The organism is Aerosakkonema funiforme FACHB-1375 (genome assembly GCF_014696265.1).
Classification (GTDB): Bacteria; Cyanobacteriota; Cyanobacteriia; order Cyanobacteriales; family Aerosakkonemataceae; genus Aerosakkonema; species Aerosakkonema funiforme_A.
In genome coordinates this window covers 21,010-35,050 of record NZ_JACJPW010000016.1, presented here as the reverse complement: position 1 = coordinate 35,050, position 14,041 = coordinate 21,010, and the positions used below count along the sequence as shown (strand labels likewise).

The 14,041-nt window shown below is 41.8% G+C and carries 14 protein-coding genes; 8 read left to right on the top strand and 6 right to left on the bottom strand.

The window, feature by feature from the left end:
* The first annotated feature begins 44 nt into the window (after window positions 1-44).
* Window positions 45-212 (top strand): hypothetical protein, encoded by a 168-nt coding sequence (locus tag H6G03_RS08400; RefSeq protein WP_190463868.1) that lies wholly within the window; start codon window positions 45-47, stop codon window positions 210-212.
* A 617-nt stretch (window positions 213-829) separates the two neighbouring features.
* Complete coding sequence (locus tag H6G03_RS08395; protein WP_190463867.1) at window positions 830-3,175, top strand: PAS domain-containing sensor histidine kinase; 2,346 nt, start codon at window positions 830-832, stop codon at window positions 3,173-3,175.
* A gap of 59 nt (window positions 3,176-3,234) precedes the next feature.
* Here H6G03_RS08395 and H6G03_RS37875 read toward each other — a convergent pair whose 3' ends face one another.
* The 4 genes from H6G03_RS37875 to H6G03_RS08370 all read right to left on the bottom strand — a co-directional run bounded on the left by H6G03_RS37875 (window position 3,235) and on the right by H6G03_RS08370 (window position 7,297).
* Window positions 3,235-4,659 (bottom strand): hypothetical protein, encoded by a 1,425-nt coding sequence (locus tag H6G03_RS37875; RefSeq protein ID WP_242056962.1) that lies wholly within the window; start codon window positions 4,657-4,659, stop codon window positions 3,235-3,237.
* Window positions 4,660-4,828: 169 nt separating this feature from the next.
* Complete coding sequence (locus H6G03_RS08380; RefSeq protein ID WP_190463866.1) at window positions 4,829-5,734, bottom strand: MvdC/MvdD family ATP grasp protein; 906 nt, start codon at window positions 5,732-5,734, stop codon at window positions 4,829-4,831.
* A gap of 23 nt (window positions 5,735-5,757) precedes the next feature.
* Window positions 5,758-6,177 carry a hypothetical protein gene (locus tag H6G03_RS08375; protein WP_190463865.1) on the bottom strand — a complete coding sequence of 140 codons (420 nt, stop codon included), beginning with the start codon at window positions 6,175-6,177 and terminating at the stop codon, window positions 5,758-5,760.
* Window positions 6,178-6,448: 271 nt separating this feature from the next.
* Window positions 6,449-7,297, bottom strand: a complete 849-nt coding sequence (locus H6G03_RS08370) for an FAD-binding domain-containing protein (RefSeq protein ID WP_190463917.1) — start codon at window positions 7,295-7,297, stop codon at window positions 6,449-6,451.
* Between the two features lie 127 nt (window positions 7,298-7,424).
* Between H6G03_RS08370 and H6G03_RS08365 the strand changes: the two genes are divergently transcribed.
* The 6 genes from H6G03_RS08365 (at window position 7,425) to H6G03_RS08340 (ending at window position 12,328) form a co-directional block, all read left to right on the top strand.
* Window positions 7,425-8,498, top strand: coding sequence for a WD40 repeat domain-containing protein (locus H6G03_RS08365; RefSeq protein ID WP_190463864.1), 1,074 nt, complete (start codon window positions 7,425-7,427; stop codon window positions 8,496-8,498).
* 291 nt (window positions 8,499-8,789) lie between these two features.
* Window positions 8,790-9,959, top strand: coding sequence for an IscS subfamily cysteine desulfurase (locus tag H6G03_RS08360; protein ID WP_190463863.1), 1,170 nt, complete (start codon window positions 8,790-8,792; stop codon window positions 9,957-9,959).
* 377 nt (window positions 9,960-10,336) lie between these two features.
* Entirely contained in the window at window positions 10,337-10,813 is a 477-nt protein-coding gene (locus H6G03_RS08355) for a hypothetical protein (RefSeq protein ID WP_190463862.1), read from the top strand.
* Window positions 10,814-10,855: 42 nt separating this feature from the next.
* On the top strand, window positions 10,856-11,137 hold the full coding sequence (locus H6G03_RS08350) for a hypothetical protein (protein ID WP_190463861.1): 282 nt from the start codon (window positions 10,856-10,858) through the stop codon (window positions 11,135-11,137).
* Between the two features lie 20 nt (window positions 11,138-11,157).
* Complete coding sequence (locus tag H6G03_RS08345; protein WP_190463860.1) at window positions 11,158-11,490, top strand: hypothetical protein; 333 nt, start codon at window positions 11,158-11,160, stop codon at window positions 11,488-11,490.
* A gap of 247 nt (window positions 11,491-11,737) precedes the next feature.
* Entirely contained in the window at window positions 11,738-12,328 is a 591-nt protein-coding gene (locus tag H6G03_RS08340) for a YrhB domain-containing protein (protein ID WP_190463859.1), read from the top strand.
* On the opposite strand, the gene H6G03_RS08335 is transcribed toward H6G03_RS08340, so the two are convergent.
* Together H6G03_RS08335 and H6G03_RS08330 are read right to left on the bottom strand one after the other, a co-directional pair.
* A complete protein-coding gene (locus H6G03_RS08335) occupies window positions 12,305-12,577 on the bottom strand; it encodes a ribbon-helix-helix domain-containing protein (protein WP_190463858.1) in 273 nt (90 codons plus the stop codon). The two genes, H6G03_RS08340 and H6G03_RS08335, sit on opposite strands and share 24 nt — an antisense overlap.
* A gap of 155 nt (window positions 12,578-12,732) precedes the next feature.
* Complete coding sequence (locus H6G03_RS08330; protein WP_190463857.1) at window positions 12,733-13,923, bottom strand: glycosyltransferase family 4 protein; 1,191 nt, start codon at window positions 13,921-13,923, stop codon at window positions 12,733-12,735.
* Between the last annotated feature and the right edge of the window lie 118 nt (window positions 13,924-14,041).

Below are 14,041 nucleotides of genomic sequence, written 5' to 3'. Positions count from 1 at the left end.
TTTTCAACCACAAAGGCACAAAAAGATGCGCTGTTTAACCGGATTTGTACGCCTATTCGGGACGCCTTCCGCAGGCAGATTCGCTCTTGCGGAAGCAGAATGGCTTTACAGGCAGACAAAATAGCCTGGATGCGATTGCTGTAAAAAGCGATCGGCCTGGAGTGTGCCTGCAAACCTCACAACAGCAGTACGCAGCTAGCTACCTATGGTGAGCGATCGATCTCTTTTGGTGGAGAGCGCTTTCGGGGAGATGGCAAGGTAATTTATGCTTTAGATTATTATTAGATCTACTTTTGGCTCTTCTACCCAGCTTTTAAAAAAATCGTACTCTAGCACAACCGTGCAACTAAATTTGGTATTATACTTAACAGAGCAGTTATTTAAAAGGGTAATCGGGATTAAGGAACAGCCAGAAAGTGAAAAAAAGAATTTTCGCTTTTGACTTTTCAGTCTTGTCTTTCCCACCCGGTAGCATCTTTACCATATGGGCGATAAGTTGTCCATTTTACAAAAAATTTTTTCACGTCATGGGACTGCCCATAGCCGCTCATGGTTCATAATGCCGATCGCCAATCACATTTTTACATAAAAAGATGCTCAAATTTTACTTCAATAAACAAGTAAACGCAGAAATAAACATCCATTGCAAAGCTAGGGAATGGACGACAAGCTTCTCCAGTTCCTAGCCTTAAATAAATCTGTCTTTAGACAGAGAACAGAATAAATACCTATAGCTTAAGACATAGAAAGAATCTTTTTCAAAGATGGGGTGCATTTTATTTGGTTTAAAACCCACATAAAAAGTCCATTTAGTTACGAAGATAACATCATGACTTATAAAGCGTTAAAAAAGCAGGAGACTGAATATCATAAGATCCGGCTGCCTTATGAAGAAATGTTTGAGCAGCTTATGGACGCACCAGCGGCAATTGCCATCCTCGACTCGCAGATGCGCTATGTCAAAGTCAGCAAACGCTGGTTAAAAGATTACCAACTTAAAGACGGAAATATTATTGGCCAATCTCACTATCAAGTTTATGGAGGAGACCCGGAACACTGGGAAGAAATTTATCAGCGTTGCGAGACAGGAATAGTCCATACATGGGAGGAAGAATTACCCCAGGAAAAATCAGACATCCGCTATAAAATCAAGTGGGAAGCTCAACCTTGGTATGTAAAAAGTTACTCCGATTTTCAGGATAATTACGGCAAAAACCCTTTAAAAAAAGGTGATTTTGGAGGGCTAATATTATTTGCAGAAAAAATTGTTATTGCGGAAAATAAAAATAATAATTATCACAAAAATGCCGATTTTTTCCCCAGTAAAGAGGAAGAAGTAGAAGCTTTAATAGCTAATATTTACGAGTGCAGGCAAAGCGAAATAGCCCTGAGAGAAAGTCAAGAACATTTAAAAGCACTAATAACAAATACTCCTATAATTTTGTATGCGATCGATAAGAACGGAATTTTTATCCTCTCGGAAGGTAAAGGGTTAGAAGCAATAGGCAAAAAACCGGGAGAGGTAGTCGGACAATCGGTGTTTGACTTGTATGTCGATCGACCGGATATTTTAGAGCAAATTAACCATGTTTTGGCAGGTGCGGAAGGAAGCTGGATAACCGATTTTGGCAGCGTAATTTTTGAAAATAAAGCAACACCGTTGCGAGATATAAACGGACAGAAGCTCGGTCTAATCGGTACAGCGACTGATATTACTTGTCGCGTCAAAGCAGAAGTTGAACTGACCCAACAAGTTCAACGAGAAAAGCTGTTAAATCGCCTGACTAACCAAATTCGCAATTCTTTAGATTTCAATACCGTAATTGAAACAGCAGTACAAGAAATCCAGCAATTTTTACTGCTCGATCGCTGCCAATTTGTTTGGTATTTACACGAGACATCAGAACCTTATTGGGATGTAGAGAAAGAAGCTCGCCATTCAGAATTACCTGACTTAAGAGGGCGCTATAAGGCACACAAAATAGGTGCTTTGGCAGAGCAGCTATTACGCTTGGAAATACTGCAAATTGATGATGTAGAAAATGTCAGCGAGCCTGAATGGAAACATCTGCTTTCTTCTCTCGGTTTTAGCTCAATTTTAGCAATGCCGACCCGCTCTCTCAATGGTGCGATCGCCGTGATTAATTGCGTTCGTACCGAAGTGGCTCGACCTTGGAACAAGAGTGAAGTAGAATTGCTTTCTGCTGTAATGAATCAATTGGCGATCGCGATTAACCAAGCCGAACTCTACGCCGAAGCCAAAGAAAAAGCAGAAGAATTAGAACGCAGCTTGCACAAACTCAAAACTACCCAAGCTCAACTAATTCACACAGAGAAAATTTCCAATTTAGGACAACTTGTGGCTGGAATCGCTCATGAAGTGAATAATCCTGTTGCCTTTATCTGCGGCAATTTGCATATCGGTATTCGTTACACCGCCGATTTGCTCAAACATCTGGAACTTTATCGTACCATCTATCCTAATCCCCCAGTTGAAATTGAAGAACACGCCGCTCAAATAGACCTCGATTTTATAACTGAAGATTTGCCCAAAATGCTCTCTTCTATGGTATTTGGAACCGATCGCATCCGGGACATCATGCAGTCGCTACGCAACTTTTCGCGGGTAGAAGAAACATATGCAAAACCAGTGAATATTCATGAAGGTTTAGATAGCACTTTGACAATTTTGCAGCATCGTTTGAAAAAGCAATGCAAACGTCCTGCTATTAAAGTGATTAAAGAATATGGTGACTTACCGCTTATTGAGTGCTATTCCGGACAATTGAATCAAGTGTTTATGAATATTTTAGCTAACGCGATCGATGCCTTCGATGAATATAACTCGACGCGGAAATATGCCGATATCGAACGCAATCCCAACATGATTTTAATTCGGACTGAAATGTTAGATGACTTTCATGTCGTCATTCGCATTAAAGACAATGGTCCAGGTATACCGGAGAGCGTAGTATCTCACTTGTTCGACCCATTTTTTACAACTAAGCCAACAGGTAAAGGTACAGGTTTGGGATTGTCTATTAGCCATCAAATTGTGACCGAAATTCACAAAGGTCAAATCCGGTGTATTTCCGCTGCGGGACAAGGAACAGAGTTTGCGATCGAAATTCCCATCGAGCAACAACCTACTCTCCACCAGTGTACAGCTTGTTGAGTTATATCTCTCCTATTTCTCGTTCCCAGGTAGAATATGGGAACGAAAAACAAGGAAATTTAGCCGCTGAGTAAAGTAACTGCGCCAGCGACGCTATTTACTTCCAAGGCATTTAATGAAGAAACTCCTTCTACAACACCAATCAAGTCTCCAGAAGACGTGAAAATGTTGGTATTTCCATTCGCCACTTCCAACCTATAGTTACTCTCTCGTCCCGCGAGTACAATCTCGTCATTTCCGATATCGAACTTGCGAATTACAGCGTAATCAGCGCTACCATTACCAACATATAAAGGTTGAGGAATCACGTTCTCTGAATTAGCCGGAACGCTAAGCAAAAATGTGTCTGCGCCTGCGCCGCCAATCAAAGTATCAATTTCACCGACGCCTAGACTTTGAACCTTAAAATTGATGATTCCGCCAGTTACTGCAACGTCAAGGCCAACGCCTGCGATCGCACTAGATGTACCAAAGCCTGCTATGATGTCATTACCGCTACTCCCGTTGAAAAGAGCATATCGATTTGGCTCAAATTGTCCAAACTTTGTGTAATGATCCAAACCAGAACTAAACATCCCCGAACTAACAGCTTGTCCGACATCCGGATAAAACCATAGATATGCTTTTTCGTTGAAAGCACTTCCAGACCTACCTTCCGCAGACCCGAACTCGATAAAGTGGGTTAAACCGGATGCAAAAACTCCATTACTAACCGCTTCTGCAACATCACCATATCTTTGTAAATAAAGATTTTCGTCAAAGAAAGGTGAAGTTAAATTCCGGTCTTCCGCTGCACCAAATAGTTGAAAATGCTCTAACCCAGAGCTAAAAACTTTGGCTTCTACAGCTGCTTTAACATCAGAGTAATTTTCCAGATAAAAACCTTCATCAAAAGCTATAGTAGCACCGCCTTCTTCCCCAACAGCTTGAGTGGTTACTGTTCCACCTTCTTCGCCAATAGCTAAAGTCGTCGCTACTCCACCTTCTTCACCGAAAGCTTCAGTGGTAATTCCGCCGACTTCTCCCATCGCATCGCTGGTAACGCCGCCTTCTTCCCCTAACGCTTCGGTGGTAACGCCGCCTTCTTCCCCTAACGCTTTGGTAGTGACGCCGCCTTCTTCGCCAATAGCTAGAGTAGTAACGCCGCCTTCTTCCCCTAAAGCTAAAGTAGTGAATGTTCCATCATCTTCTTCTGAAACATCAGTGGTAACGCCTCCTTCTTCACCAATAGCTTTGGTGGTGACGCTAACTGGTTCATCCAATGTTTCATTAGTAACACCGCCTTCTTCTCCCAACGCCTCGGTGGTAACGCCGCCTTCTTCTTCTAAAGCTTGAGTAGTAACTACTCCGCCTTCTTCTCCTATAGCAAGAGTAGTAAATACAGGTTCGTCATTTTCGTCACTTTCGGGTTTGGCAAAATTGACGGATTGAGATTTCCACAAAGCTTCCAATTCAGAAAGCTGTAAGGCAAAAGGATGGTTCATACGATCGCCTCATTGAGTGACTCTAGTAAATTCGCTTAAATGAGTGGCTTTTGACCTCCTCCAGATGGGTTAATTAAATATGCGAAAAACCTTTAAACAAACCTATCTTTTCTAGTGGATGAGTTTGGTATTTTTATTTTTGATAAAATATAACTTTTAATATTTTTATTTAATTTGTCAAAATTTTGACTAAACTCTGAGTGATAGGAAAACCTGTTATTCGCTCAAAATGAAGAAACATAGGGCTAAAATTAGCTTCTAAGAAAACATATTCACCTGTAGGCTTCAATCGCCAATCAATACCTGTCCATTCTAACATAAATGCTTTCCTAATAGCCAAACACTGATTTTCGATCGCTTCCGGCAATTCAACAGGAATTAATTCTGCTTTTGAATCTTCCCGAAAGTCTAAGCTATCGCTCCTGATTTCCGCTGCATAAACGTCCTCACCAATGACATAACTGCGAATATTTGTGCCAGGGATATATTCTTGTAAAGTCACAGGAGAAATATTTAGAGCTAAACTCATTCTTTTAGGTTCTAGATGTTCTTCTGTCAAAAATTGCGTGTGCGAACCTCCATAAACTGGCTTGAAAATAACTTTTTCGTAAGCTTGCGCGAATTCCACCAATCTTTTCGGATCGTTTGCGATCGTCGTAGCGGGAATGGTGACGCCAATTTGTTTTGCCTTACGCAGCTGCAACGGTTTCTCTTTGTGAAACTCATATGCCGACCAAGAATTCACCCATTTGGCGGGACAAGCTTGCATGAGCGATCGCAAAACGCTCATAGAATCGTTTACCGCCACAGTTTGATGATAAGAATTTTGTAAATTCGGAACATTAACTCCAGAAAAAGTACGCCAAAATACGCTTTTGATATCTGCAAAAGCCAATTCTCTTCCATTGGGAAGCAGCAACCATCCCGCTTCAGTTTGAGGTTGAAAAGTTATTTTTACTTGTGTGGGAAACAACCGAGTATCTAAATAATCGACACTCACCCCCATTTTCGTCAGTACATTATTTAAATGTAAAGCATGAGCATCTTCAGCATTACCCAGAATCAGAATGTTCATTTCGCCAATGCAGGAAAAATTACTTAGCCAAAAACATACTGTTCGGCTACTTTCCAGTAGCGGGAAAAGCGCTTCAAATCGATATAGCCATCGTAGTCTAAAAATGGCTCGATCGCCAACACTTCGATCGCTACAGAACGCTCAATTTCTTTGCAGATAGCATCAAACCGAGGGCTGGGGCTTTCTGCCGTCACAACCAAATCCGCGTTATGTTCTTTAGCAAAAGCGATTACTTCATCTGCCACATTACCGCGACGGATAACCACGGGCAATTCTAGCAAACATTCATAGATAAATGCGATGCGTTTGAGACCGATTTGCCATTCTGCCAACAAAGCATCATCCCAAACCCAAATCGCCGCTACATCAGGGCATTCTTTGAGTGCGGGGCTATAGGGACTCAGACAATCACCATGCACCCAGACGATCGATTTCTTGCTCATTGTTAATTGTTAGTTGTTAATAGTTGATTGTTGATTGTTCATCAGACTTATCATCCAAATAAATTATCACCTATGGTGTATTTGCAGATCTTGTTTTGTGAAGTAGTTGGACATAAAATCTAGACGATTCAACATAAATTTTCGTCCAAATGCTTCACATCTACGAATGTAAAAAAGTTGAGATTCTTTGGTAAAGATATCTATCAGTCATTTTAACCTGAGTGCCTTTTTTCTTCTAACTTTTGACTTTTGACTTTTGACTTTTGACTTTCTAACCCCGACCCCCTTTTTTCCCTCGCTGCCAACTTTGACTACCGCTGCGATTTTCAAACGGTTGGGCTTTTGGGAACAAGCGCTTTTCCAGTTCTTCGTAACTACCTTCAAAATCGCAATGACCGTAAAAAGGACATTGGCGACAATAAACTCCTTCTGTGTAACGTTCCAAATTCTCGCGGTTGAAAAAGTAAGGCTTGTGGCTAAAAGTGCTGGCTACCCACTGCCAAGAAAGATTATTGCTGGCAGGGTCGCCATCTAGCAAATGTTCCAGAAACCATTTTGCACCAACTTGCCAACGAACGCGCCGCCAATGCACTATGTAAGCTGCCATCCACATCCGTGCGTGATTGTGTAAGTAGCCAATTTCCCCCAAGTCGCGGCTGAAACTATCTATGCAAACTAAACCTGTAGTTCCGGCGGCGATGTCATCAGGTATGGAGTTGGCGTACTCTTCGCCAGAGTAGCCGGTTTTGTATGATTCGCGGTCTTTCCAGATTTCATCCCCTAATTGAGCGTACAACCGTTGCCAATAATCGCGCCAGCCTAGTTCGTTAATCAATTTGGTGGCTTCGTCTCGATTTTTGACTTTATTTAACACGAAATCGCGCACTTCTGCTAAAGTGAGAACGCCGTAGCGAAGGTAGGGAGATAGGCGCGTTACCGCGCCGTTGAGAAAATTGCGGGATTTGGCATAACGTGGGGGGTCTACTTTTTGCAGCACTTTCTCGGCGGCTTTGCGTCCGCCTGCTGTCTCGCTGATGCAGTTATCCCGTGCTGCTGCTGCGGGAAATTGCTCTCGTAGGTAGGCAAGCAATTCATCGCGGCTGCTAAATTCGCGTCGCATATCCTTAGTTTTTGGTAATTTTTCGCTGTTCATTGTTGCTTGTTGGTTGTTATTTGTTCGCTTGTGCTTTTGCTTGTGTTCGCAAAACTGATTAAACTGCTTTGTGTTGATTGTTTGGAGACAGACTATGCCTCTTCTTCCCAGATTTGCAGGATCGATCGGCTTGAGAAAGCTTCAAAATCATCTGCGTGCTAGTATTCCCCTGCTGGTGTTGGCAGTAGTCGGAACTCAAATTTATGGGCGGACAGTAGCGCAGGAATTTTACCCCAAACAGGGGACTCTGGTGGCGCAAAATACTTCCTCAACAAATTTTACCTTAGCCAAAACCTTGGCTGAGCATACAGGGGGAGTGGGAGCGATCGCCATTAGTCCGGAGGGTCAAACTATTGCTAGTGGCAGTAGCGACAAGACGATCAAACTTTGGAATTTGGATAACGGTGAACTCAAAAGCACTTTAATCGGACATAAAGCTCCTGTTTTATCAGTTGCTTTCAGTCCTGACGGTCAAACTCTGGTGAGTGGCAGTAGCGACAAAACAATTAAAATTTGGAATCTTCGTACAGGCAGATTGCGGCGCAGTCTTTACGGACATTTTGGGGGAATTTATTCTGTAGCGATCGACTCTCAAAGTAGAACCTTGGTGAGTGGCAGTGGAGATGGTACAATCAAAATTTGGAATCTCAGAACCGGACAATTAGAGCGCACTCTATCGCCGCGATCGGGCATGATTTTATCTGTTGCCATTAGTCCTGATGGGGAAACTCTCGCTACCGGCAATCAAGACTTAACTATTAAACTTTGGAATCTTCGCACTGGCAACCTGTTGCGTAGTTTCTCCGGACATAGTTATTATGCCGTTTGGTCGGTTGCTTTTACTCCGGATGGCAAAACTTTAGTTAGCGGTTCTGAGGATAGCACTATAAAAGTTTGGGATGTAGCAAGTGGAGAAATTCTGCGCGATATTACCAATAGAAGCCCGGTTTTGTCTGTGGCGATCGGCCCTGATGGTAAGACAATTGCCAGTGGAGATAAATCCAATCAGGTGAAACTTTGGAATCTCAACACTGGCGATTTGTTGCAAACCCTTTCCGGTCATGCAGATGGAGTGCGATCGGTCGCTTTCAGTCCGGATGGAAAAACGCTAATTAGCGGTGCTAGTGGTGCTGGAGATAAGACAATCAAAATTTGGCAATTACCGTAAGCAAAAATTTCTCAATCCAGGGCGATCGGATCTAATGCGAAATGCTTATGCTGGCGCTCGCCCTAGTTTGTAGTCCCTGCGTGCGTAAGTAATCGGGAAGTATAAAACTTTTTATATAGCAGATTAAATGTAACTTTTTGTGAAGATGAGGTGCGGATAAGTTAAGATAAATTTCCTCAAAATTTAGTGCTTTGAGACAGATGGGTTTAAACTTTTTAAATCTAGAAAAGTATTATAAAATAGTCAAGGTTTAAGTATTGTAGAAACAAGTTGAATTTTGAGTCGATCGCTATGTCTCCCAGACCCATTTATCTCGATAACCACGCTACCACACCCCTCGACGAAAGCGTGTTAGCCGCGATGCTTCCGTACTTCACGGAACACTTCGGCAATCCCGCCAGTAACAGCCACGTTTATGGCTGGGAAGCCGAATCTGCTGTTAAGCAAGCAAGGCAAATTTTAGCAGATGCAATTAACGCCACACCAGAGGAAATTGTATTTACCAGCGGTGCTACAGAAGCGAATAATTTAGCGGTCAAAGGTATCGCCGAAGCTTATTTCCAAAAAGGGCGTCATCTCATCACTGTGCAAACAGAACACAATGCCGTTCTCGACCCTTGCCAGTATTTAGAATCCCTCGGATTTGAAGTGACATACTTGCCAGTACAAAAAGATGGATTAATAGATTTAACAGAATTGGAAAAAGCTTTCCGTCCGGATACAATATTAGTTTCAGTGATGGCTGCTAATAACGAAATTGGTGTATTGCAACCCATAGCAGAAATTGGCGCAATGTGTCGCGATCGCCAAATCCTTTTCCATACAGATGCCGCCCAAGCTATTGGCAAAGTTCCTCTCGATGTCGAGGCGATGAAAATTGATTTGATGTCTCTGACAGCCCATAAAATTTATGGCCCGAAAGGTATCGGCGCACTCTACGTCAGACGCCGCAATCCTAGAGTAAAGTTAGCACCGCAACAACATGGGGGCGGACACGAACGGGGAATGCGTTCGGGTACATTATACGTGCCTCAAATTGCTGGATTTGCGAAAGCTGTAGAATTGGCGATCGCGGAAATGCCTTCGGAAACAGAACGCCTCACCGCTTTGCGTCAGCGTCTGTGGGAAAATTTGACACCCTTGGGTGTCATTTTTCTGAACGGACATCCCACAAAGCGATTACCGGGAAACTTGAATATCAGTGTAGAAGGGGTGGACGGATCGGCGCTATCATTGGGCTTGCAACCGATAGTCGCGGTATCTTCCGGGTCGGCTTGCACTTCTGCTAAAACTGCTCCCTCCCATGTTCTCACGGCTTTGGGACGATCGCCAGAACTCGCATATGCTTCAATTCGATTTGGCATTGGTAGATTTAATACGGCAGATGATATAGATAAAGTAGTGAATCATGCGATCGCTACCATTCGCAGTCTTCGCAAACAAGCTTCCCTTGTCGGCTAAGCAAATCGGAAATCGCAAATTTGCAATTTGCGATCGTTTCACCTATTCCCGCAAGGAAACTCACACCTACCCGATAGGGAGGTGTTGAGAGGAATTGCAGGTTTGCTTTCCAAATTTTATCCTTGATAACATGAGTTAGGCTGATGAAATTCACTTTAATCTTGATGGATTTGACTCACAAAGCTACCAAAAATATCTCGCAGATTGCCAAGATTTTATAAATCAACGCAACATAACAGACCCTACAAAATTAAATTGGTTTGATAAAGATAATCGTCAAATAACCAACTGGGAATATTATACGACTCCTAATAAGTGGGCCAACAATCCTAACTACGTCGAGATTATCCCTTAATTATTGGGAGATAAATTTTAAAATGAAGCCATCAATTGAAGCAAAACTTTGGAATGCAGGTCAATCAAAAGAACCCTATCATAAGGAAATTTGGTATGAAATTATAGACGCTCTCCTAGAAGATTTTCAAAAGCTCATAAAACAAGATTTTGAGCGAGAGCCAGAAATTAATCTAGATATTAACTCTCCTTTTTTTGGTCAATGGCTCAAGATGAAAATTCTAGAAAAGTCTATTTTATCTACAGCCTGGTCAGCCGTAATTGGTGGAAATATGGTAGGAAGTGAAAAGGGGGATGATATGTTTTATGTCAGTCTGACTCTTTTCATGTTCGATGTTACTAGCCAAAAACGTTTGTGTCTAAGTACAGGAGAAAGTATCCTTGAGTTTGTTTTTGAAAAACACTTAAATGGTCATGGATATTGGCGTAGTTTAGGATGGTTAAAAGATGGAAATTATGAATGGCAAAATGTTGCGTGGGAAGATTTTAAATGGGAATAAGCATAAAAGGGTATTCCCACTTACTTTGTTTCGGATTTGGGGGTGCTGGTTCATAATGCTGATTACGATCAAAAATGGCATAAAGGGAGCTTCGATTCACCTGAAGATTCATTGAGGTATCACTTCGACAGACATGGAGCAGAAATAAATGCTACTACCCCAGAACAGTATCTTAACAAAGCAGAGCAATTTAAAAATAACCAGAAACGTGCTAAAAGTTATCCCGTAGATGGTGCAAATCCTGGAACAAAGCGCTATGTTAAGAATGGACGCTATATTGATTTAGCACCTGATGGTCGCATTGTATCTTTTGGTTCTGATTAACTGTTTAAAGTTATTAAATTATGAGTTGGAACGAAATTAAAATACCAAATATTCAAGGTATTGAAAAAGTGGTTGCTGAGTTTTATGTGGGATGTATTGCATATATGCCAAATTGCCAGTTCAGAGTAAAAATCACCCAGGATAATTATGGTAATTACTCAGGACGTGTGAATGTTGCCATAAAAAATTTTAAAAATGGCTCGCCTGAATGGGTTGGAGGCCAAGGAGAATCAGTTGATGAGGCATTAGAAAATTCTATAAACAACTTTATAAACTCAATAAAATCTTCTGGTAGGGATTTAAGTAACCTTACAGATGAAGATTTTGAGTGGTCTGCTCCTGAAGACTTTTAAACTACTAAGGGGAGCAAGAATATTGAGGATATTCAAGTTGGGGTAGTGGTAATTACTGATGCTGTTGCTGGTAATCGGATTGTTGAATATACCTACGATAAGGTGGGGAATCGCCTTTTTTAATGGAGTTAATCAAGAAGGATTAGTCCGTTTCTTTAATGGACAAGCAGGTGGACAACAGATTCTCGATCATTTTAGTGAATTTTCCTTTTTCAGGACTAATTAAACTAGAAAAACTGAGTTGATTATGATTGACAAAGAAACTGCAAAACGGCTTGTAACAGAACAAATTAATGCTCATTCTAACGTCAAACCTGGTTTTGAGTGGGTAGTAATTGACGAAGCTACAATTGAAAATGACTACGGTTGGGTATTTTGTTATCAAACAAGACTTTTTTTAGAAACTAAAAATAATATTTACAGACGGGCGGGAAACTATCCTATACTTGTCGAAAAGAGCGATGGAAGTCTACACTATTTAAATACCCAAAACAACTCTTTAAAAAAAAGCCTAGAACTTTTTGAAGAACAAAAACGAAGCCCCAAGCAAAATAATTATTACGAATTATTTTGCTTCCTTAAAGCTTATATGGCAACCATGAAGTTTGGAGGGTTTCCAAATGAACGAGAAGCTATTCAATATTATGTTTCTTTCACCAAGTTGATTGATATAAAAAAAGTCATCGCTCAAGGTAAAGAACAAGTAGCAGAAACTCATTTTCCTGCCGAAAAAATAAGCACTATAACTAACCGGGTGTTTAAAAATAAAGAAGATGCAAAAAACTGGTTAAAAGAGGTAATTCAACTTCTTGAACTAAGTATAATTGACGTCCGTTAGACTATGTAAGACATCGGAGGACAGTTTTTCCGTGCCGATCGAAACTTGTTCCAGGTACGTCACGCGCTCTGTCAGACTTTGTATCACATCAAGGGATGCAAGAAAGCGATCGGATTCTACCAACCCAAAGAATTGCTTTAACGCCTTGACGACAACATCGGTGCGATTGCTAGAAGTTGCTTCCACCTGGGCGTCTATAGCTTCTAACAACGAGTCAGAGAGCCTAAAAGTAACGGGTGTTTTCGGCATATCTTACACCGTCATACTGCCTATTTATCATACAATGTCCTACAGTATGTCATACTTATAAGGTAGCGATCGTACTTGAAAACGCTCCCTTTAAAATCACCTGTAAGCCGTTTAGAAAAGATTGGTGGGGTAAAAATAAGGGGAGTGTAGGTAGTTTACTCCCACACGACTTGCGATCGCTCCTCCACCACCTGCTTGTAAACCGCTTCTGTTTGCTGCGCTAACTTAGGCCAGCTGAAACGTCGTTCTAAGTCCACATAAGCATTTTCCACCAACCACTGAGAATAACTTGGATTTTTGAGAACTTCCAGAATTCCCCACGCCAAAGAATCAGAATTGTTAGTCCAAGTAACTACACCAGTTTTGGTATGTCGCACCACCTCCGGCAAACCGCCAGTATCGGAAACCACCACCGGCACGCGAGCGGCAAAGCTTTCTAGAGCTACAATCCCAAAAGGTTCGTATAAACTTGGAAAAACAGCGCAATTAGCAACTGTCTGGAATTTATCCAGATCCGCATCTGACATAAAGCCGGTGAAACAACATTTATCCCAAATCCCCAAATTCCAAGCTTGAGTTTTCAAATGGTTGGTATTTCCGCCACCGATAATCACAAATCTAACATTACCTCCCATTTCCCAAATTACCTTTGGGGCGGCATTCAACAACACTGGAACGCCTTTTTCATAAGACATTCTACCTACGTAGTAAACAATTTTCTCTTCATCCCTGGCAAAGTGGCGACGAAAATCCCAAGCGTTAAATTCGTGCAAGCGGGGTTTCTTTTCAGCTCTAATGCCGTTGTAAATTACATCTATCTTGTCAGCAGGACTTTGTAGCGCTCTTTCTACTTCCTGGCGCATATAGTTGCTGCAAACAATCACCCGCCAAGCGTTATAGACAAGAAGCTTTTCTTTGCCGCTCACGTAGCGCTGATCGTTATTGTGGATACCGTTGTAACGTCCGTACTCCGTAGCGTGAATGGTTGCAATCAGGGGTACTTTGAAAATATGCTTGAGTGCGATCGCCGCATCTCCAACTAACCAATCGTGAGCGTGGATCAGATCGAACGGCCCATCTTCCAACATCAGCTTACCGCCGTGACTGCCCATGCTATTGTTCAAATTCGCTACCCAGTGGAAGAAATCGTTACTCCAACCTACCGGCACCCTATGGACGTGTATACCTTCCACAATTTCATAAAGAGGTGCTTCCCCAAATTCTGATGTAATTAGGTGGATTTCGTGCCCCAGTTTGACAACTTCTGGATACAGCTCCGCGACATGACGAGCAATTCCCCCGACAATCCGAGGCGGAAATTCCCAAGTTAACACCAGAATTTTCATTACTGCCCATCCCGAAGACTTAATTTATGGTTACTAATTTTCACATTTCTCAATACTTATTAGCATGACAATTGTAGCTAATACATCTATTTATATGTCAAAAATGTCATCGACATAT